The organism is Streptomyces sp. VRA16 Mangrove soil (genome assembly GCF_017377775.1).
In the GTDB taxonomy this organism is placed as follows: Bacteria; Actinomycetota; Actinomycetes; order Streptomycetales; family Streptomycetaceae; genus Streptomyces.
Genome location: NZ_JAFVLN010000009.1, coordinates 133,173 through 152,975, shown reverse-complemented (window position 1 = coordinate 152,975; position 19,803 = coordinate 133,173). Strand labels below are relative to the sequence as shown.

The following is a 19,803-nucleotide window of genomic DNA, read 5'->3' as shown; positions in this document are numbered from 1 at the left end:
CGCCTGCGCCCGACGCCCGGCACGACGCACGACGATCGCACGCACCGACCGCCGCTGCGCCGGCCCTCCGGGCGGACGACGGGGGTTCAAAGACAGGCTCTGACGGCCCCGCCGACCACGATTCACTCGCGGCCGCCCCGGACCCGTGCCGGGGCGGCCGCGTCGCCGTCCGGCGGCTCCTCGCCCATCGGCTGCGCGGTGGCGATGCCCGCCAGCAGCCCGGCCCCGGCCGTGACGGTCGTGAAGCTGAGCGCGTTGCCGACCGTCGCGAGGACCGCCACCGTCGTCAGGGCCGCGCCCGCGGCCAGCACCACCTGGGTCGAGCGGCCCGAGCGCCACAGGACGTGGAGCAGCCAGCAGTACGCGGCCGCGAGCAGCGCGAGCCCGATCACCCCCTGTTCGGCGACGACCTGGAGCACCGCCGAGTGCGGTCTGCCGTCCGGGAGCGGGTACGGCGTCGGCAGGCTGCTGTAGTCCTCGAAGCGGCCGGGGCCCGCGCCGAGCACCGGGTCGGCTTCGGCCAGATCGAGCGCCTGGTGCCACAGCAGGACGCGGCGCTGGGACAGCTGCCCCTCCAGGCACGAGGCCAGCCCGGACGGCAGGGCGCCCTGGGCGAGCGCGACGCCGAGCCCGGCGACCAGCACGGTGCCCAGGCCGAGCGCCGCGAGACCGATCGCCCGGCGCCGCAGCCGGGCCGCCGCCAGGGAACAGAGCACGACACCCGCGCACGCGGCTGCCCCGGCCCCCGAACCCGCCACCACCGCGGCGGCGACGGTACCGGCGGACAACAGATGCAGGGCGATGCGCAGGCCGCCGGGCCGCGCCGCCCACGCCGCGCAGCACGCGGCGCCGGTCGACAGCGCCAGCAGGGCGGCCGTCGCACCCGCGCCGCCCAGCGGCGTCGTGGTGTTCGGCGCGGGCACCGCCTGCGGGGACGCGAAGACCAGGCACAGGCCCCCGGCCGCGACCGTGCAGGACGTGGCGACCGGGACCAGCGCGCCGCCGATTCGGCCGCCCGCGTACCCCGCGGCGACGGCCAGCACGGCGAGCAGCACCCCTTCGGGCCGGCCCGCGCGGGCGGTTGCCGTGATCAGGGCCCATGCCGCGCAGCCGCCCAGGACCGCGATGCCCGCGACGTCGGACAGACCGCGCCGCCGTCTGCCCGCTCCCGGTTCCGAACGCGAAGACCACCCCGTCGAACCCATCCCGTCGCCCCCCGACTGTGACGGGCCCCGGACGCGATGGCCGGTTCCGGCCGTACGTCGGGGACTGAGGCACACGGTAACGGCTGGTGCGGCGCTTTGGGCCCCGGATGCGCAGGAACGTTCCTGACGCGTTCTCGTACGCGTCGTGTCGTCCGTCAGGCGGCGTCGCGGCGGCGCAGCAGGTTCATCGCGGTGAGCGTGAGCACGGTCTCGTCGCGCTGGTTGAGCACTTCGACGGCGGTGTGCACGAGCCCGCGGTCCGGCTTCGAGCGGGACGGGCGGGCCGCGCGCACGGTGGTCCGGATCGACAGGCTGTCGCCGGGCCGGACCGGGCGGGTCCAGCGCAGCTCGTCGATGCCCGGCGAGGCGAGGCTGGCGATGCTGCTGACGTAATGGTCGGCGTAGAGCCGCATCATCACCGACGCGGTGTGCCAGCCACTGGCGATCAGCCCCTCGAACGGGCCCTGCTCCGCCGCGACCGGGTCGGTGTGGATGCTCTGCGGGTCGAACTCGGCCGCGAACCTGAGGATGTCCGCCTCGGTCACGGTGATGCTGCCGTAGCGGTGGCTCTCGCCGGGGACGTAGTCCTCGAAGTACCGCTTCTCGACGGGGGTGTTGAAGTCCGGACCGATGGCGGAGGTGGCTGGTGTCGTCGTCATCGGCGCACCGTATCCGATGGGTCCACCCGGCCGGTGGACGCGCGGACGGGGCCGGTCGGCGGGGGCGTTGCCCTCTTCGGCCCATGACGGGGCCCGGGGCCGGGGCCACGGTGGGAGCGAGGCGCAGGCAGCGCAGGGGCGCCCGGCCTCTCGTGCCGTGAGCCCGTGAGGGAGTGAGCGACCGTGATGTATTGGTACGACCACGACGGCGGTGGCTGGGGCTGGTTCGCGATGTCCGCCGGGATGCTGCTGTTCTGGCTGCTGATCGGGCTCGCCGCGGTGCTGGCCTTCCGCGCGCTGTCCCGTACGGAGCGCACGCTGCCGCCGCGCGGTGCGGGCCCCGAGCAGCTGCTCGACGAACGGTTCGCGCGCGGCGACATCGACGAGGACGAGTACCGGCGCCGCCGGGAGGTCCTGGCCACGAGGACGGCAGGGCCCGGCGATGCCGGACGGTTGCGCAAGAGGTGACGGTCCCGGGCGGATGTCAGGCGTGCGGCACCACGAGCACCGGGCACGTCGCGCGGTGGATCAGCGCGTGCGTGACGTGCCCCAGGTGCGGCCCTTCCGCCGTCCGCCGCCCGATGACCAGGAGTCCCGCCTCTGTGGCCGCCTTGAGGAGATGGTGGCTCGGATGCCCGTACTCGAGGCGCTCCACCACCCGTGTCTCCGGGAACTTGTGCTGCCAGGGCTGCAGCGTCGAGTGCAGCGTCCGCAGCCGGTCCGCCTCCAGCCCCGGCGCGTCACCGAGCGGGACCACGCCGGGCGCGTAGTCCGTGAGCACCGGCAGCGTCCAGGCGTGCAGCACCTGAAGCGCCGCGCCGCGCACCGCCGCCGCCTCGAAGGCGTGCGTCAGCAGATCGTCGCTCGGGTGCCCCAGATCGAGGCCGAGCAGGACCGGCCGGTACGGGGCGCTGCCCGGCCCCGTACGGTCGTCCTCGGGTCGCTGCCCGGCCCTGACCAGGACCACGGATCCGGCTGTATGGGCGCAGACCGCGGCCGCCACCGAGCCGACGAGGAACCCGGTCAGCCCGGACAGGCCGCGCGAGCCGAGCACCAGCAGGGTCGACTCGGCGGCCGCCGCGAGCAGCGCGGGCACCGGAGCTCCGGCCAGGTGGTCGAAGCGGATCTCCAACGACGGGTGCGCGTACGCGAGTTGGCGCGGCAGGTCGTGCAGGGCCGCGGCCGTGCGCTCGGCGGGGGCGTCCAGCTCCGGCAGGTGCGACGCGGGGCCTTCGGCCGCGGGGCCCGCGTACAGCAGGCGCAGCGGCCGACCGCGCCGCACGGCTTCGCGTGCGGCCCAGTCGGCGGCGTCGACGCTCTGCGGGGAGCCGTCGACCCCGACGGTGACATGACGGGTGGACATGGGTCGGCCTCCAGGGATGCGGGTCAGCCGGTCCAGGACCAGGCTGCGACGTCGGGCAGATCGGTGCCGTGCTCGCGGATCCAGGCGTGGTGCCGGGTGCGGGTGTCGGCCATCGCCTGGCGGACCGCGCCCGCGCGGACGGCGAGTCCCGGCACACGGTCGATGACGTCCATGACCAGGCGGTAGCGGTCCAGGTCGTTGCGCACGACCATGTCGAACGGCGTGGTCGTGGTCCCCGACTCCTTGTAGCCGCGCACATGGAGATGGGCGTGGCCGGTGCGGCGGTAGGCGAGCCGGTGGATCAGCCACGGGTAGCCGTGGTAGGCGAAGACCACCGGCTTGTCCGTGGTGAACAGCGCGTCGTACTCGAAGTCGGCCATGCCGTGCGGGTGTTCCTCCCGGGGTAGCAGCCGGGTCATGTCGACGACGTTCACGACGCGGACCGTCAGCTCCGGCAGGTGCTGCCGCAGCAGGCCCGCGGCGGCGAGGATCTCCTGGGTGGGCACGTCGCCCGCGCAGGCGAGGACGACGTCCGGCTCCCCGGTGCCGTCCTCCGTGCCGGCCCACTCCCAGATGCCGGCGCCGCGCGCGCAGTGGGCGCGGGCCTCGTCCAGGGAGAGCCAGTCGAAGCCGGGCTGCTTGCCGGCGACGACCACATTGACGTAGTCGCGGCTGTGCAGGACGTGTTCGGCGACGGAGAGCAGGGTGTTGGCGTCCGGCGGCAGATAGACCCGGACGACGTCGGGGCTCTTGTTGAGGATGTGGTCGACGAACCCGGGGTCCTGGTGCGAGAAGCCGTTGTGGTCCTGGCGCCACACGTGCGACGTGAGCAGGTAGTTGAGCGAGGGGATCGGTGCCCGCCACGGCAACTGCCGTGACGTCTTGAGCCACTTGATGTGCTGGTTGACCATCGAGTCGACGATGTGCACGAACGCCTCGTAGCAGGAGAAGAGTCCGTGCCGTCCGGTGAGCAGATAGCCCTCCAGCCAGCCTTGGCAGACGTGTTCGGAGAGGATCTCCATCACGCGGCCGTCGCGCGTCAGATGCTCGTCGGTCGGCAGCGTCCCGGCCTGCCAGGCCTTGCCGGTGACGTCGAAGAGGGCCTGCAGCCGGTTGGACGCCGTCTCGTCCGGGCCGACCACCCGGAAGTCGCGGCGCTCCGCGGTGTCCCGCATGACCTGGGCGAGCAGATCGCCGAGGACGCGGGTGGGTTCGTGGAGCGTCGCGCCCGGCTTGTCGACGGGGACGGCGAACGTCTCCAGCGGGTCGATCGGCAGCCGACGCGTCAGCAGGCCCCCGTTGGCGTGTGGGTTCGCGCCCAGACGCTGGGTGCCCTCGGGGACGTGTTCCAGGACCAGGGGAGTGGGCCGGCCCTGCGCGTCGAAGAGCTCACCGGGACGGTACGAGCGCAGCCACTTCTCCAACTGGCCCAGGTGCTCCGGGTTCTCCCGCACGTTCGCGAGCGGCACCTGGTGCGCGCGCCAGGTGTTCTCCACCGGGTCGCCGTCCACCGTCCGCGGGCCCGTCCAACCCTTGGGAGTGCGCAGCACGATCACCGGCCAGCGCGGACGCGCGGTGGTGCCCGCGGTACGGGCCTCGTGCTGGATCCGGGCGATCCGGTCCAGGCAGCGGTCCATGGCACGGGCCAACTCCCGGTGCACGCGCCCGGGTTCGTGGCCGCCGACGTGTACCGGCTCGTACCCGTAGCCGCGCAGCAGGTCGTCGAGCTCGGCCTCGGGGAGGCGGGACAGGACGGTGGGGTTGGCGATCTTGTAGCCGTTGAGGTGGAGGACCGGCAGGACCGCGCCGTCGTGCACCGGGTCGAGGAACTTGGTCGCGTGCCACGACGCGGCGAGCGGTCCTGTCTCCGCCTCGCCGTCGCCGATCACGCAGGTCACCAGCAGGTCCGGGTTGTCGAACGCCGCCCCGTAGGCGTGCGCCAGGGAGTAGCCGAGCTCGCCGCCCTCGTGGATGGAGCCCGGCGTCTCCGGCGCGACATGGCTCGGCACGCCGCCCGGGAAGGAGAACTGGCGGAACAGCCGCGCCATCCCGGCGGCGTCGCGCGTCACGTCCGGGTAGGTCTGTGAATAGCTGCCCTCCAGCCAGGAGTTGGCCAGCACGGCGGGGCCGCCGTGCCCGGGTCCCCAGATGCAGATCGCGTCGAGACCGCGCTCCTTGACGACCCGGTTCAGATGGGTGTGCACGAGGTTGAGGCCGGGCGAGGTGCCCCAGTGCCCGAGCAGGCGCGGCTTGATGTGCTCTGCGGTCAACGGCTCGGTGAGCAGCGGGTTGTCGAGCAGATAGATCTGGCCCACCGCAAGGTAGTTGGCGGCACGCCAGTGCGCGTCGAGCGCGGCCAGCTGGTGCTTCGTCAGATCCTTCGCCATCGGGCTCCTCCAGGGGATGGGGGTGTCGGGGGACACACGGGTGCGGGTGTCCGGCTCAGAGGCCGTCAGTCGTCGGGCGCCTGTGGGCCGGGCGGGATGTGTCGCGGGCGATCGGCGGCCGGCGGCCCGCGACACGTGATCCGCCATGGGCGGACCACGGCCCGGGTCGTCACGGATCGAGCCCCCGGACGAACCGCCCCTGCGCTGCTCGGGGCCGGCCGACCCGGGCCGCCCGAGCCCCCTCACACGCGGCACCGTCAGTCGTGCGGGACGACCGCGACCGGGCACGCGGAGTGGTGGAGGACCGCGTGGCCGACCGGGCCCAGTTGCAGGCCGACGCCGGTCCTGCGGCGGCGGGCACCGACGACCAGCAGATCGGACAGGGCCGAGGCCTCCACCAGGACGTCACGGGCCCGCCCTTCCTGCGGCACGGCACTCACCGGCACCGACGTGAACCGCGCGACCGGGTCGTGCAAAACGGACGTCAACTCGTTCTCGGCGCGCACCACATGAGCCTCGCTGTCCTCCGTCGGATAGTCGGGCAGCTCATGGGCCGGGCAGCGCCAGGCGCGCAGTGCGACGAGCGTCGCGTCGCGCGTCTGCGCGGCGCGGAACGCGAACCCGGCCGCCGCGGAGGCCCGTTCGGGAGCGCCGACACCGAGCGTCACCTGGCCGAGACCGCCCTGTACGTTCTTGTCGTTGCCGCGCACAACGACGACGGGGCACTGCGCGTGCGCGGCCACCGGCAGACTCACCCCGCCGAGCAGCAGCCCGGCGAACGTGCCGTGGCCGCGGCTGCCGACGACGAGGACGCCGGCGTCGCGCGACGCCTCGACCAGCGCGGCCGCCGGGTCGTGCGGCACCACCTCGGTGCTGATCTTGAGCTCCGGGGCGCGCTTGCGGGCCCGCTCGGCGCCCTGCGCCGCGATGTGCTCCGCGTACTGCTGCACCGCGCCGCGGTCCCGGCCGAACGACGGGTGGTGGCCCTCGTAGCGCTCCCAGCGGGAGGCGTGCACCACCAGCAGCGCGGTCGCCCGGCGAACGGCCTCGTCGACCGCCCAGTCCAGTGCCTGCAGGCTCGGTTCCGAGCCGTCGATCCCCACGATCAGCGGACCTTCCACTGTTCCCGCCTCCTTTCGGGCAGGCCCCGGCAACGGGGGCCGCCGTGTTCACGCTGGCACCGGCGGCGCACCCGGTGGAGGGGCGAACCGGTCCCGCCGCATGGGTCGTTCGGCCCATGTGCCAGGGGTCGGACGCGCCGGACAGTGAGAGGGAGCGGAGGGAGCCGTCCATGGCGGGACACACGCGCATCGCGGTGATCGGAGTGGGCAACGAGTTCCGGCGTGACGACGGGGTCGGCTGGGCCGCCGTCGCCCTGCTGGCCGAGCGGGCCAGGCAGCGGCCACTGCCGCCGGGCACCCGTCTCGCCACCTGCGACGGGGACCCCGGACGGCTGATCGGCCTGTGGGAGGGCGCGGAACTCGCGGTCGTCCTGGACGCCGCGCACGCACACCCCGGCACACCGGGACGGGTCCATCGCATCGAGCTGGACGCCGTACGCCTGAACCGGCCGCCCGAGGCCGGCTCGCACGGCCTCGGCCTCGGCGAGGCCGTCGAACTCGCCCGCGTCCTCGGCCGGTTGCCCGGCCGGCTCGTCGTGTACGCCGTCGAGGGCGCCGACAGTTCCCTCGGTACGCAGATGACGCCCGACGTGGCGGCGAGCGTCGAGCACCTCGCGCGGACGGTGGAGGACGAGATCGTGCGGCACCGTGCGGCCGCCGCCCAGGGGTGACCACGTGGCCCGCACCGCACGGGAGTTCGCGGTCACCGGCATCGTCCAGGGCGTGGGGTTCCGGCCGTTCGTGCACCGCACGGCGGCCCGGCTCGGCCTCGACGGCTGGGTGGCGAACGTCGACGGGAGCGTCCACGGGGCCGTGGCCGGCGAGGAGGGGGACGTCGACGCGTTCGCGCGATGCCTGAGCGGCGAGGCCCCGCCGCTCGCCCGCGTCCGCCGCGTCGCGCTGCGCGCCGTACGAGGCCGGGCCCCGGCCCGCGGCAGCGGCTTCACCGTGCGGCGCAGCGAGGGCGCCCGCACCGGGCCGCGCGAGATCCCGCCGGACGCCGCGACCTGCGAGGCATGCCTGGCCGAACTGTTCGACCCGCACGACCGGCGCCACCGTTACCCGTTCATCAACTGCACCGGCTGCGGCCCGCGCGCCACCATCGTCGAGGCACTGCCCTACGACCGGGTCCGCACCACCATGCGCCGCTTCCCGATGTGCGCCGCGTGCGCCGCCGAGTACGCGGACCCCGCCGACCGCCGCTTCCACGCCGAACCGATCGCCTGCCCCGCCTGCGGCCCCCGCCTGTCCTGGGACGGCCTGTACGGCGACGACGCCCTGCGGGCCGCCGTGAAGACCGTGGAATCGGGCGGCATCGTCGCGGTCAAGGGACTCGGCGGCTACCAACTGGTGTGCGACGCGACCGACGCGGGCGCCGTGGCCGCACTGCGGGCGCGCAAGCACCGGCCCACGAAACCGTTCGCCGTGATGGTGTCCGACCTCGCCGCGGCCCGCCGCGTCGGCCGGGTCGGATCGGTCGCGGCCGGGGCGCTGAGCACGTCCGTGCGGCCCGTGGTGCTGGTGGCCGCGGGCCCGCGCCCGCTGCCCGCCGACGTCCATCCCGGCAGCGACCGCATCGGCCTGTTCCTGCCCACCACGGGACTGCACCACCTGCTGTTGCACGCCCTCGACCGGCCGCTCGTCGTCACCAGCGGCAACACCGGCGGCGAACCGATCGCCGTCGACGAGCAGGCCGCCCACCACTGCCTCGACACCGTCGCCGACGGCTTCCTCGACCACGACCGGCCCATCCGCGCTCGCCACGACGACTCCGTGGTGCAGCCCACCGGACGCGGCCTGATGACGATCCGCCGGGCCCGCGGCCTCGCCCCCGCGGCGCTGCCGCTGCCCCGGCCCGCCCCCGTCCCGCTCGTCGCGGCCGGCGCCCAGCTCAAGCACACCTTCGCGCTCGCCGAGGCCGACCGGGTCCATCTCTCCCCGCACACCGGGGACTTGGCGTCCACGGCCACGTACGACGCCTTCCTGTCCGGCTACGACCTGCTGCGCCCCCTCGTCGGCATCGAGCCGCGCGCCGTCGCCCACGACCTGCACCCCGGATACCTGTCCACCCAGTGGGCCCGCGCCCGGCCGCTGCCCCGCGTCGCCGTCCAGCACCACCACGCCCATCTCGCCGCCTGCGCCGCCGAGCACGGACTGACCCGCCCGTTCACCGGTGTCGCCTACGACGGCCTCGGCCTCGGCGACGACGGGACGCTGTGGGGCGGCGAGGTGATGGTCGCCGACCTCGCCGGCTACCGGCGCGTCGCCCGATTCGGCACCGCCGCGCTGCCCGGTGGGGACGCCGCCGTACGCCACCCCTGGCGCACCGCGCTCGGCTACCTCCACGGCGCCGAGCCCCTCGGATCCCCGCCCCCGGAGCGGGAGTTGACGGACCGGTTCGCCGAGCGCCTCGACCCGGCAGCGCGGACCGCGATACGCGCCATGATCGCGCGGGACGTCAACTGCCCGCGGGTCTCCAGCGCGGGACGCCTCTTCGACGCCGTCGCCGCCCTGCTCGGGCTCGCCGACGAGGTCACGTACGAGGGAGAGGCGGCCGTCCGCCTCGAAGTGGCCGCCGGGCGCCGGCGGGGCGTGCCGCTCGTCCAACGCATCGTCGAGCACGGTCAGATGTGGGTGTACGACCCCGTCCCGACCCTCGCCGACCTGCTGCGCCGGCAGGCGGACGGGGAACCGGTCGCGGAGCTCGCCGCGGCCTTCCACCGCACCCTGGCCGACGTCACCGCCGAACTCGTCGCCCGCGCCGTCGACGCGGGAGCGCCCCGCACCGTCTGCCTGGCGGGCGGCTGCTTCGTCAACCGGCGGCTGCTCGCCGACGTACGGCGCCTGCTGCGCGCCCGGGGACTGCGCGTCCTCGTGGGACGCGACGTGCCCGTCGGCGACGGCGGCATCGCCTACGGACAGGCCGCCGTCGCCGCCGCACGGCTCACCCGCACCACCCACGGACGAGCCTGACGCAACCGACGTAGGGAGAGCCCATGTGTCTCGGAATTCCCGGCCGGATCACGGAAGTTCACGACAGCGGGGGCCTGCGCATGGCCACCGTCGACTTCGGCGGCGTGCGCCGTGAGGTCTGTCTGGAGTACACCCCCGACGCGGCCGAGGGGACGTACGTCGTCGTCCACGTGGGCTTCGCCATCACCACCGTGGACGAGGCCGAGGCCCGTCGCACCCTCGACGTGCTGCGCGCCATGGCCGATGCCGTCGAGAGCGAGCTCGGCGAGCCCCTGCCGCCCGGGCCGGACGGCAAGCCCGCTGGGCCACCCGGCCCCGCCCCCGTGCCCGGGCAGCCCCTCACGGCCGGCGGGCGTCCGCCGGACGCTGGATGAGAGGGCCACGGCCGCCCGGACGACGGCCGCAGACAGAAGGGGCAGCCGCCATGTCGGACACGGCCAAGGCGATCCGCACGGTCCACGCACTGCTCACCGACGGCACCACGGCGCACATCCGGCCGGCGGTCCCCGCCGATCACGCCCGGGTGCGCGCGTTCTACGAGGAGATGTCACCGCAGAACCTGCGACTGCGCTTCTTCGGCGTCAGCCGCGGCTCCGCCCGCCTGGCCGCCGACCGGATGTGCAAGGCCCCGGCCCCGGCCGGCTACCACGGCCTCGTCGCCGAGATCGGCGGGCAGCTCGTCGGCCTCGCCGAGTACGAGCGGGCCGACGGGAGCGAACTCGCCGAGATCGCGCTGGCCGTCGGCGACAACTGGCACCACCGGGGCCTGGGCACCCTCCTGCTCGAACACCTCGTCTCCGCGGCCCGCGCCGCCGGCATCACCGCGTTCACCGCCGACGCCCTGTCGGAGAACCACGAGGTCCTCAAGGTCTTCGCGGACCTCGGGCTGCGCACCGCCCGCCGGTTCGACGGACCCGAGGTCCACTGCACCGTCCAACTCACCGAGGACGAAACCTACTTGACGGCCGTCGAGGAGCGTGGACGTGCCTCCGACGTCGCCAGCCTCGTTCCCGTCCTGCGCCCCCGCTCCGTCGCCGTGGTCGGCGCCGGACGCAAGCCGGGCTCGGTCGGCCGCGCCATCCTGCGCAACCTGTGCGGCGGCGGGTACACCGGCCGCCTGTACGCCGTCCACCCGAAGGCCACCGCGATCCTCGGCGTGCACGCCTACCCGTCCGTGACCGCGCTGCCGCAGACCCCCGACCTGGTGGTCGTCGCGGTGCCCGCCGCCGAGATCGGCGCCGTCGCCACCGAGTGCGGCAAGGCCGGTGTGCACGCGCTGCTCGTCGTCACCGCGGGGCTCGACGCCGACCAGGCCGCCGGGCTGCTCACCACCTGCCGCAGCCACGGCATGCGGCTCGTCGGCCCCAACTGCCTCGGCCTCGCCAACACCGAGGACGCCGTCCGCCTCGACGCCACCTTCGCCGCCGCCCACCCCAGGCCCGGCACCTGCGGGGTCGCCGTGCAGTCCGGCGGTGTCGGCATCGCCCTCCTCGGCGGGCTCGCCCGGCTCGGCATCGGCGTCTCCGGGTTCGTCTCGCTCGGCGACAAGTACGACGTCAGCGGCAACGACCTCCTCCAGTGGTGGGAGAGCGACGGCTCGACCGACCTGGCCCTGCTGCACCTGGAGTCGTTCGGCAACCCGCGCGCCTTCTCCCGCACCGCCCGTCGCGTCACGCGCCGGATGCCCGTGCTCACCGTGGACGCGGGCCGTACCGAGGCCGGGCGACGGGCGGCGGCCTCGCACACCGCGGCCGCCGCGACCCGCACCATGACCCGGCAGGCCCTGTTCACCCAGGCCGGTGTCACCGCGACCCGCACCATCCCCGAACTCCTCGACACCGCGGCCCTGTTGCACGCCCAGCCGCTGCCCCCCGGCCCGCGCGTCGCCGTCGTCACCAACGCGGGCGGCGCCGGAGTCCTCGCCGCCGACGCCTGCGCCGAGGCGGGACTCACCGTGCCCGCGTTCGACGCCACGCTCGCCGGAGAGCTGCTCGCCGTGCTCCCCGAGGGCGCGAGTGCCGCCAACCCGGTGGACGCCACCGCCGCCGTCACCGAAAGCGAACTCAGGGCCTGCATCGACCGGTTGACGGCCACCGGCGCCGTCGACGCGGTCCTGGTCGCCCTCGTGCCCACCGCGGTCTCCGCGGCGACCGGCGACGACCTCGTCCGATCCGTCACCCACGCCCCCGGGCCCCCTTCCTCAAGGCGCACCCGAACCGTCGCCGCGGTCCTCCTCGACCAGGCCGAACCCGTACGCCTGCTGCCCTCCGGCGCGGGACACGTCCCGGCCTACGCCGACCCGCAGGCCGCCGCCCGCGCTCTCGCCCACGCGGTGGCCCGCGCGACCTGGCTGGCCCGCCCGGCCGGCACCGTGCCCGACCTCGACGACATCGACAGCGCCCGCGCCCACGACCTCGTCGCCCGCTGGCTCGCCACCCACGAGAGCGGCGGCTGGCTCGACCCGCGCACCGGCGCCGCGCTCCTGGACTGCTACGGCATCCCCCAACTCCCCTGGGCCTGGGCCGAGACCGAGGACGAGGCCGTCATCGCCGCCGAACGCCTCCAGGGGCCCGACGGCCTGACCGTGATGAAGGCGTACTGGCCGGGTCTGCTGCACAAGACCCAGCAGCACGCCGTCCACCTCGACCTGCGGGGCAACAGCCAGGTGCGGGCCGCCTGGCGCGACTTCGAGACCCGGTTCAGCGGCCGGCTCACCGGCGTCGTCGTGCAGCCGCTCGCCCGGCGCGGCATCGAACTGCTCGCCGGCGTCGTCCAGGACGCCGTGTTCGGGCCGCTGGTTCTGTTCGGCCTCGGCGGCACCGCCACCGATGTGCTCGCCGACCGGGCCGCGCGTCTCGCCCCGCTCACCGACCACGACGTGCACGACCTGATCACCGCGCCGCGCTGCGCCCCGCTGCTCTTCGGCGAGGGCGGCACAGGACCGGTCGACCTGGCGGGCCTCGAACAGCTGCTGCTGCGGCTGTCCCGGATGGCGAGCGAGCTGCCCCAACTGGCCGAGGCCGACCTCAACCCGGTCCTCGCCTGGCCCGACGGGGTCGCGGCCGTCGACGCACGGGTACGGCTGACGCCCGCCCGCGCCCAGGACCCGCATCTGCGGCGTCTGCGCTGAGCCCGGTGAGCCCCTGCACCGCCCACAGAGGAAGGAACGAGCGATGAAGCACAGCAAGGTCGGATCGGTGATGGTGGGCGACGTCATCCGCGTACAGGACGGCACACCGTTCAAGGAGGTGGCGCGGCTGCTGAACCGGCACCGCATCAGCGGCCTGCCCGTCGTCGACGAGAACGAACGGGTCGTCGGGGTGATCTCCGAGACGGACCTGCTGACCCGCGAGACACAGACCGAGGACCGCTTCGGCCACGCGCGCCGGCCGCACCGGCCCGGGTCCTGGGGGCGCGCCGGGCGCACCGAACGCCGCAAGGGGCAGGCCCGCACGGCCGGACAGCTGATGTCCGCGCCGCCGGTCACCGTGCACGCCGAGGACACGATCGCCGAGGCCGCCCGCGTGATGGCCCACCACAAGGTGGAACGGCTGCCCGTCATCGACGAGGAGGAACGGCTCGTCGGCATCGTCACCCGCCGCGATCTGCTCCAGGTGTTCCTGCGGCCCGACGAGGAGATCCGCCGCGAGGTCGTCGACGAGGTCCTCGTACGCAGCCTCTGGCTGACCCCGGGTGTCGTCTCCGTCCAGGTCCACGAGGGCGTCGTCACCCTCGAAGGGCAGATGGAGCGGCGCAGCGAGAAGGACATCGCAGGGCGGATGACCGCCCACATCGACGGCGTGATCGGTGTCGTCGACAAGTTGACCTACCGGCTCGACGACTCTCATCTGCGCCCCGACGAACCGGCGGTGCACGGGGTCGCCGACGACTGGCTGCGCAAGCTCTGACCTGTCGGCCCGAAGGAGGCGCACGGCCATGGATCGCAGGGAACCCCGGGTGCTGGTCGCCTACGGGTCGAAGTACGGCTCCACGGCGGAGATCGCCGACCGGATCGGCGACGTGCTGAGCAAGTCAGGCTGTGCCACCGCGGTGTGCCCCGCGCGTGAGGCGGTCCAGGACGTGTCCGCGTACGACGCCGTGGTGCTCGGCGGCGCCCTGTACGCGGGCCACTGGCACCGCGACGCCCGCCGCTTCGCCCGGCGGGCCCGGCGCGCCCTGGGCAGCCGCCCGGTGTGGCTGTTCAGCAGCGGACCTCTCGACCCGTCGGCTGCCGAGCGCGACATCCCGCCGGTGCCGGGCGTGCGCAGGATCGCGGACCGGCTCGACGCCAACGGCCACATCACATTCGGCGGCCGGCTCGACGAGCACGCCCGCGGCCGGATGGCCCGGATGCTCGTCGACTCCGGAAAGGGCGGCGACTTCCGGGACATCGCACAGATCACCGGCTGGGCCGAGCGGATCGCCCGCGAACTGCTCGCCGCCCGGGGCGGCGAGCGGGCGACGGGGGATGCGACGGATGTGATGGATGTGACGGATGTGACGGAAGGGGAGTGACGTCATGCGCTTCGGTTGGCGCCTGCGCCTGCGCGACAACCCGCTGCGGCGCCGTTCCGACGTCGTCGAGGCGTGGACGGTGCTGTGTGTGACCGCGGCCGTGGCCGTCGGCGCGCCGGCCGCCGCCCTCGCCGTGGGGGCGCCGACCGTCGCCGCGGCGCGCGCGGAGTCCCGCGCGCAGCACGAGAACCGTCACACGGCGAGCGCCCGTCTGCTCAAGGACGCGCCGCCGATGGCGACCTGGGCCGGCAGCTCGGGCTCGGTCAGGACTCTTTACCAGGTGCCGGTGCGCTGGACGACGGCCGACGGCGTCACGCACTCCGGCATCGCGCGCGTGCCGGCCGGCACCCGGCGCGGTGAGAGCGCCCGGATCTGGCTGGACGACGCCGGCCGGATCGCCGGGGCCCCGCTGGACGAGTCCGACATCTGGTTGCGCGGGGCGTCGGTCGGCGCGGCGGCCGCGGGCGGTGTCACCACCGTGGCCCTGCTGGCGGGCTGGTCGGTGCGCCGCCGCCTGGACCGCGAGCGGCTCGCGCAATGGGACCGGGAGTGGGCCGCCTGGGTGTGAGGCCCGTGCGGCGCCGCCCCGGGCGCACTCCCGGGCTCACTCGACGGTCAGCACGTCCTGCACGGGGCGTCGTGGCGAGTCGGGACCGCGCGGGCCGTGGCCGAGCCGGACCACGGCCTGCGGCCACATCGTCCGCGCCGGGCCCGGACGCCCCGGACCGGCGATGGACTTGAGCAGCTCATGCCGTAGATCGGGCTGTTCGAGCACCTCGGTGCCGAGCGACGCCACCAGGTCCCACAGGGTCGCCACGAGCAGGACCCGGTGCAGGGCACGGCCCGCGCGCAACCAGTCGGCACGGGTGTCGTGCGCCGTCAGCAGCACGGCGAGCAGGGGAGCGGACTCGAAGTCCGCCGTGGCCCGCCCCGGCAGCCGGCGCCCTGCGGCGAAGTCGCGCACCGGGGCCCGCCCGAACCGCCTGCGCGGCCCGAACGCGAAGTCGGGGACGCCGTCGGTCGCCGTGTCACTCGCCCGCGGCCCGATCCGGGTCCAGCGGCGCAGTTCGACGGCGCGTTCCGTATCGAGCGCGTCCCGCCACCACGCCTCCTCGGTCAGGTCGAGCAGGGTGTCCGTGGCCTGCGGTCCCGGGAAGTCCAGGGTCGCACCCTCCCGCGCGGCGGCCTCGCTGAGCAGGGCGCAGATCCGCGGATCGACGGGTGCGTCCGCGTAGGGGAAGCGGCTGCTGTGCCGCTGTCGCAGCATCGGTTGGAGCGCGGCGAGCCGCATTCGCTCGGCCGTCGGTGGCCTCAGGAACCGGGCGGACGCGACGAGTTCGGGCTGTTCGAGGTCGGGCAGGAGGGTCACGTCGGGATCCAGGTTGCGGTGCAGCGCGGCGATGTCCAGCGCGAACAGGCAGGCCCCGCAGCCGAGATGGAGGGCGCGGCCGGCCGGGTCGACCACCGGATGGCCCCGGTCCGGGTCCGCGCGCAGTTCGAGCGTGCCGATGTCACGGACGTAACGGAACGCCCAGGGCTGGGAGTTGTGCAGCGAGGGAGCCGTGATCGCGTCGCGGACGAGCGCGGTGACCGTCTCGGGCTCGGGGTGGACGTGCACGGGGATCACCTCCGGCGGTGGGTGGGGCCGTGACGGTGTGTCAGGCGGCCACCGTCGGCCCGTTCAGAAGGGCCGGCGGTGGCCGCGGTTGCGAGACGGCCGCTCGGCGCCTGTGGCGGTCTCGCATGGGTCGTCCGCGCGCCGGTTCAGGAGCGTGCGGGAAGGCGCTCCTTCGGCTGCCGTCCGGTGCGGGACGAGGAGAGCGGGGGCGGTGGGGCGCGGCGCGTCGGCCTCGGCCTCCGGCACGGTGACCACGGGGCAGCGTGCCCTGCGGATGCAGGCGCGGGCCACCGCGCCGAGCGCCGGGAGGGCAGGGTCCTCGCTCGATCGGCGCCCCAGGACCAGCAGTTGGGCCCGGTCCGAATGGGCCACGAGCACGGGAACGGTCGGCCCTTCGGTCAGCAGCGGACGCAGCCGGGCGCCCGGCTCCCACGCGAGGACCCGGGCCACCGTGTCGTCCAGGATGCGGTGGGCCCTGCGGCGGTCGTCGGAGGGTGAGGCGAGACCGTCCACCGGGGCGTAGGGGGCCCGGTACCGGGCGCTCGGCTGCCAGACGTGCACGGCGACCACGTCCGCGTACATCGGACGCGCCTGGGCGACGGCCCAGCGCAGTGCCGCCAGGGCGCCGCGCGAACCGTCGACGCCCACGATCAGAGTTCCGCGTCCGGAGGACATGGTGGCCGCTCCCCTCTCGTTGCCTCCAGGGTGCGCCGGTGTGCGACCGGGGTGCAGAGTCCGAGGGGCCCTGTCGGGGAGGCCGATCGGGCAGACCCTCAACCGCGGGGCAGCAGCAGGTCGCACGATTCGCCCGGCCGCACCGAGACGGCCCGGTCCGGCAGCTCCAGCAGGATCGGCACCCGGTCGGACGCGGGCACCGTGAGATGCACCCGTCCCGGCCCCAGGCGCAGCCGTACGCCCCAGTGGCCGCGGTAGCGGATCGTGAACCCGTAGCCGGATCCGGTGAGTTCGGGCAGTGGCGCCGGATCCAGCCACAGCGCCTCGTCGCGGGTCTGCAGCCCGGTGAGACCGCGCTGCACCAGATCGAGGGTGCCCGCCATGGCGCCGAGATGGATCCCCTCACCGGTGGTGCCGCCCTGCACGTCGGCGATGTCGCCGATCAGCGCCTCGTGGACGAAGTTCCAGGCCTCCGCGCGCCGGGCCCGCGCCAGCACCCAGCCGTGCACCAGCCCGCTGAGGGTGGAGCCGTGGCTGGTGCGCCGCAGATAGTGGTCGACCGTGCGCCGCCAGATCGTGTCGTCCAGCTCGTAGCCCAACCCGCGCATGAGCGCGCCCAGTTCGGACGGTGGGAAGAGGTGGCCGAGCATCAGCACGTCCGCCTGCTTCGACGCCCGGTAGCGGTTGACGCTGTCGCCCTCCGCCTCCAGGATCCGGTCCAGGCGCCGGATGTCGTCGTACCGCTTGCGGTACGCATCCCAGTCCAGCTCCGCCAGCTCCTCGTACCCCTCGAACTGGCTGATGACGCCGTCGTGGAACGGTACGTACAGCCGGCGCGCGATGTCCCCCCAGGCCTCGGCCTCGCCGCCGTCGAACCCGATGCGCTCGGCGAGCTCGACCCGGCGCGGCGCGGGCAGCGTGTCGAGCAGATCGAGGGCGCGGGCCAGCACCCAGGCGGCCGTGACATTGGTGTACGCGTTGTCGTCGACACCGGGGCGGTCGGCGCCGGGGTAGGCGTCGTGGTACTCGTCGGGGCCGACCACCCCGCGGATCCGGTAGCGGCCCAGATCCTCGTCGTGGACCGCGCGGTCCGCCCAGAACCGGGCGATCTGCAGCACCGTCTCGGCGCCCTTGGTGTGCAGGAACTCGGCGTCGCCCGTGGCCTCCGCGTACCGCCAGATGTTGTACGCGATCGCCGAGCCGACATGGTGCTGCAGATGCGTGTGGTCGGGCAGCCAGCGCCCGGAACGCGGGTTGAGGTGCAGCCGCTGGGTCTCCTCGCGGCCGTCGCTGCCGCTCTGCCAGGGGTACATCGCGCCCACGTGGCCGGCGTCGTGGGCGGCCCGGCAGGCGGCGCCCAGGCGGCGGTGGCGGTAGGTGAGCAGGGCCCGGGACACCTCGGGGAAGTGCAGGTTCAGATAGGGGAGGACGAAGAGCTCGTCCCAGAAGACGTGGCCCCGGTAGGCCTCGCCGTGCAGTCCGCGCGCCGGTACGCCGACGTCCAGTTCCGCGGTGTGCGGCGACAGCGTCTGCAGGACGTGGAAGAGGTGCAGCCGCAGGATGTGGCCCGCCTCGTCCGGCACGTCGAGTTCGGCGCGCCGCCACAGCTGGGTCCACGCCGTCAGATGGGAGGCGAGCAGTTCGTCGAAGCCGGGAGCCCGGCCCACCGCGTCGACGGCCGCCCACAGCGGATCACTGATCGCGGTGGACCGGGACGTGTACAGGGCCACGGTCTTGTCCACGGTGACCGTCCGCCCCTGGGTCAGCGGCAGATGCAGCAGATGGGCGGCGCGGCCCGTGTGGTGGTCGACGACCTGCGCGCGCACCGGGTCGGGTGACGTGGTGCGGGCGGCGAGCGCGATCCGCAGGTCCGAGGTGCGGGTGCGGCAGCGCAGGGTGATGTGGCGCGGGGCGGCGAACCCCGGATGCACGTCGACGAGGTGGGAGCCGTTCAGATCGCGGTAGCGCGGTACTCCCGCGTTGCGCACGGTGCCGTCGAGCGCCGACTCCACGTCCAGCTCGCCCGACCAGTTCTCTGCGGTGAACTCCGAGCGCAGCGCGGCCAGTTGGGGCTCCGCCATGTGGACCAGGCGCAGCTGACGCACGGCGGTCCTGCGGTCCTGCGGATCCTGGTACCGGGTGCTGCGCTCCAGAATCCCGCTGTCCAGGAACAGGGTCGTGCGATGCTCCAGCACCCGGTCCTGGTCCGGGTGGAGCCAGTCGGCCGGGCCCCGGTGGTCACGGGGGCGGAAGCGCAGCGTCAGCCAGTTCGGCAGGTTGACCAGGTCCTCGTTCTCCACGTCGCGGCCCGCGACGTGCGAGGTCAGCCGGTCGTAGCAGCCCGCGGCGTACGTGCCCGGGTAGTGCACCTCGTCCGCCGTGCACTCGGGCAGCGCGCCGCGTGTGGCGAAGACGCCGTTGCCGAGCGTGCACAGGGCCTCCCGCAGATGCTCGTCGCCGGGGACGTACCCCTCGTACGACCAGGTGCCCTCCGCGCCCGACGTCACCGGACGGCGCCTTCCGTGACCAGTTCGCCCAGGTCGGACACGACCACGTCGGCGCCCGCCGCGAGGAGTTGATCGTGGTGCCCGTGCGCGCCGACGCGGTCGACACCGATGACGAGCGCGAAGCCGCCCCGCCGGGCCGCCTCCGCGCCGGACAGCGCGTCCTCGACGACCGCGGTGCGCGCCGGATCGGTCCGCAGCCTGCGGGCCGCCTCCAGGAACAGATCGGGGTGCGGCTTGCCGCGCAGCCCGAGCCGCGCCGCCTCGTTGCCGTCGACCACCGCGTCGAACAGGTCCAGGACATGGGCGCGTTCCAGGAGCTCCCTGGCGTGCCGGGACGCCGAAGCGGCCGCCAGCAGCACCCCCTCGGACAGCAGCGCGTGCAGCAGTGCGACGGTGCCGCGGAAAGCGGGCACCGGGGCGCCGAGCCGCAGCCGCTCACAGTAGGCACGGTCCTTCGCCGTGGCGATCGCCTCGATCACCGCCGGTGCGGGACGCACCCCGCGTGAGGCGAGGAACGCGGCCGCGCCGTCGCGCCGCGCCTTGCCGTCCACGTACAGCGGATAGTCGACGTAGACGTCGAACGGCCGCCGGTCCTGAGCCGATTCCGGCGGATGCGCGCGCAGGAACGCGTCGAACGCCCACTTCCAGGACGACGCGTGCAGATGCGCCGAATCGGTGATCACACCGTCGGTGTCGAGCACCACGGCCCGTACGTTCCGCAGCGGTGCGGCGATCTCGCTCACGGGTCCACTCCTTCCTGACTGGGGGAGTTGCCGGTCC

The 19,803-nt window shown here is 74.4% G+C and carries 17 protein-coding genes; 8 read left to right on the top strand and 9 right to left on the bottom strand.

Features of this window, described 5'->3' with window-relative positions:
• Positions 1–122 precede the first annotated feature (122 nt).
• Positions 123–1,205 carry an O-antigen ligase gene (locus J3486_RS24665; protein ID WP_207823817.1) on the bottom strand — a complete coding sequence of 361 codons (1,083 nt, stop codon included), beginning with the start codon at positions 1,203–1,205 and terminating at the stop codon, positions 123–125.
• Positions 1,206–1,360: 155 nt separating this feature from the next.
• Positions 1,361–1,864 (bottom strand): MaoC family dehydratase, encoded by a 504-nt coding sequence (locus J3486_RS24660; RefSeq protein ID WP_207823815.1) that lies wholly within the window; start codon positions 1,862–1,864, stop codon positions 1,361–1,363.
• Between the two features lie 186 nt (positions 1,865–2,050).
• Between J3486_RS24660 and J3486_RS24655 the strand changes: the two genes are divergently transcribed.
• Complete coding sequence (locus J3486_RS24655; protein WP_207824100.1) at positions 2,051–2,332, top strand: SHOCT domain-containing protein; 282 nt, start codon at positions 2,051–2,053, stop codon at positions 2,330–2,332.
• A gap of 16 nt (positions 2,333–2,348) precedes the next feature.
• On the opposite strand, the gene J3486_RS24650 is transcribed toward J3486_RS24655, so the two are convergent.
• The 3 genes from J3486_RS24650 to J3486_RS24640 all read right to left on the bottom strand — a co-directional run bounded on the left by J3486_RS24650 (position 2,349) and on the right by J3486_RS24640 (position 6,735).
• Positions 2,349–3,227: a universal stress protein gene (locus tag J3486_RS24650; RefSeq protein WP_207823813.1), complete on the bottom strand. Its 879-nt coding sequence runs from the start codon at positions 3,225–3,227 to the stop codon at positions 2,349–2,351.
• A gap of 23 nt (positions 3,228–3,250) precedes the next feature.
• Complete coding sequence (locus J3486_RS24645; protein WP_207823812.1) at positions 3,251–5,614, bottom strand: phosphoketolase; 2,364 nt, start codon at positions 5,612–5,614, stop codon at positions 3,251–3,253.
• A gap of 257 nt (positions 5,615–5,871) precedes the next feature.
• Positions 5,872–6,735 carry a universal stress protein gene (locus tag J3486_RS24640; protein WP_207823810.1) on the bottom strand — a complete coding sequence of 288 codons (864 nt, stop codon included), beginning with the start codon at positions 6,733–6,735 and terminating at the stop codon, positions 5,872–5,874.
• Positions 6,736–6,905: 170 nt separating this feature from the next.
• On the opposite strand from J3486_RS24640, the gene J3486_RS24635 reads away from it, so the two are divergent.
• The 7 genes from J3486_RS24635 to J3486_RS24605 are packed head-to-tail and all read left to right on the top strand — an operon-like array spanning position 6,906 to position 14,791.
• Complete coding sequence (locus J3486_RS24635; protein WP_207823808.1) at positions 6,906–7,406, top strand: hydrogenase maturation protease; 501 nt, start codon at positions 6,906–6,908, stop codon at positions 7,404–7,406.
• 4 nt (positions 7,407–7,410) lie between these two features.
• Positions 7,411–9,708, top strand: a complete 2,298-nt coding sequence (gene hypF / locus J3486_RS24630) for a carbamoyltransferase HypF (protein WP_207823806.1) — start codon at positions 7,411–7,413, stop codon at positions 9,706–9,708.
• Positions 9,709–9,731: 23 nt separating this feature from the next.
• The gene (locus J3486_RS24625; RefSeq protein ID WP_207823804.1) at positions 9,732–10,082 is read left to right on the top strand and encodes a HypC/HybG/HupF family hydrogenase formation chaperone; all 351 of its coding nucleotides are present in this window, start codon (positions 9,732–9,734) and stop codon (positions 10,080–10,082) included.
• Between the two features lie 50 nt (positions 10,083–10,132).
• Positions 10,133–12,838, top strand: a complete 2,706-nt coding sequence (locus J3486_RS24620) for a GNAT family N-acetyltransferase (protein ID WP_207823802.1) — start codon at positions 10,133–10,135, stop codon at positions 12,836–12,838.
• Between the two features lie 43 nt (positions 12,839–12,881).
• Positions 12,882–13,616, top strand: a complete 735-nt coding sequence (locus tag J3486_RS24615) for a CBS domain-containing protein (protein WP_207823800.1) — start codon at positions 12,882–12,884, stop codon at positions 13,614–13,616.
• A gap of 28 nt (positions 13,617–13,644) precedes the next feature.
• The gene (locus J3486_RS24610; protein WP_207823799.1) at positions 13,645–14,223 is read left to right on the top strand and encodes a flavodoxin domain-containing protein; all 579 of its coding nucleotides are present in this window, start codon (positions 13,645–13,647) and stop codon (positions 14,221–14,223) included.
• Between the two features lie 4 nt (positions 14,224–14,227).
• Complete coding sequence (locus tag J3486_RS24605) at positions 14,228–14,791, top strand: hypothetical protein (protein ID WP_207823797.1); 564 nt, start codon at positions 14,228–14,230, stop codon at positions 14,789–14,791.
• A gap of 36 nt (positions 14,792–14,827) precedes the next feature.
• Here J3486_RS24605 and J3486_RS24600 read toward each other — a convergent pair whose 3' ends face one another.
• The 4 genes from J3486_RS24600 to J3486_RS24585 all read right to left on the bottom strand — a co-directional run bounded on the left by J3486_RS24600 (position 14,828) and on the right by J3486_RS24585 (position 19,766).
• A complete protein-coding gene (locus tag J3486_RS24600) occupies positions 14,828–15,841 on the bottom strand; it encodes a nitroreductase (protein WP_207823795.1) in 1,014 nt (337 codons plus the stop codon).
• 63 nt (positions 15,842–15,904) lie between these two features.
• Entirely contained in the window at positions 15,905–16,516 is a 612-nt protein-coding gene (locus J3486_RS24595) for a universal stress protein (protein ID WP_207823793.1), read from the bottom strand.
• A 98-nt stretch (positions 16,517–16,614) separates the two neighbouring features.
• Positions 16,615–19,023: a glycoside hydrolase family 65 protein gene (locus J3486_RS24590; protein ID WP_207823791.1), complete on the bottom strand. Its 2,409-nt coding sequence runs from the start codon at positions 19,021–19,023 to the stop codon at positions 16,615–16,617.
• On the bottom strand, positions 19,020–19,766 hold the full coding sequence (locus tag J3486_RS24585) for an HAD family phosphatase (RefSeq protein ID WP_207823789.1): 747 nt from the start codon (positions 19,764–19,766) through the stop codon (positions 19,020–19,022). The genes J3486_RS24590 and J3486_RS24585 overlap by 4 nt, the downstream gene beginning before the upstream one ends.
• Positions 19,767–19,803: the final 37 nt, after the last annotated feature.

What these genes read in the sequence shown, in the direction of transcription:
- J3486_RS24665 (WP_207823817.1), bottom strand. Translation starts at nt 1,205, where the DNA reads ATGGGTTCGACGGGGTGGTCTTCGCGTTCGGAACCGGGAGCGGGCAGA.
- J3486_RS24615 (WP_207823800.1), top strand. Translation starts at nt 12,882, where the DNA reads ATGAAGCACAGCAAGGTCGGATCGGTGATGGTGGGCGACGTCATCCGC.
- J3486_RS24635 (WP_207823808.1), top strand. Translation starts at nt 6,906, where the DNA reads ATGGCGGGACACACGCGCATCGCGGTGATCGGAGTGGGCAACGAGTTC.
- J3486_RS24660 (WP_207823815.1), bottom strand. Translation starts at nt 1,864, where the DNA reads ATGACGACGACACCAGCCACCTCCGCCATCGGTCCGGACTTCAACACC.
- J3486_RS24645 (WP_207823812.1), bottom strand. Translation starts at nt 5,614, where the DNA reads ATGGCGAAGGATCTGACGAAGCACCAGCTGGCCGCGCTCGACGCGCAC.
- J3486_RS24605 (WP_207823797.1), top strand. Translation starts at nt 14,228, where the DNA reads ATGCGCTTCGGTTGGCGCCTGCGCCTGCGCGACAACCCGCTGCGGCGC.
- J3486_RS24650 (WP_207823813.1), bottom strand. Translation starts at nt 3,227, where the DNA reads ATGTCCACCCGTCATGTCACCGTCGGGGTCGACGGCTCCCCGCAGAGC.
- J3486_RS24595 (WP_207823793.1), bottom strand. Translation starts at nt 16,516, where the DNA reads ATGTCCTCCGGACGCGGAACTCTGATCGTGGGCGTCGACGGTTCGCGC.
- J3486_RS24655 (WP_207824100.1), top strand. Translation starts at nt 2,051, where the DNA reads ATGTATTGGTACGACCACGACGGCGGTGGCTGGGGCTGGTTCGCGATG.
- J3486_RS24610 (WP_207823799.1), top strand. Translation starts at nt 13,645, where the DNA reads ATGGATCGCAGGGAACCCCGGGTGCTGGTCGCCTACGGGTCGAAGTAC.
- J3486_RS24625 (WP_207823804.1), top strand. Translation starts at nt 9,732, where the DNA reads ATGTGTCTCGGAATTCCCGGCCGGATCACGGAAGTTCACGACAGCGGG.
- J3486_RS24620 (WP_207823802.1), top strand. Translation starts at nt 10,133, where the DNA reads ATGTCGGACACGGCCAAGGCGATCCGCACGGTCCACGCACTGCTCACC.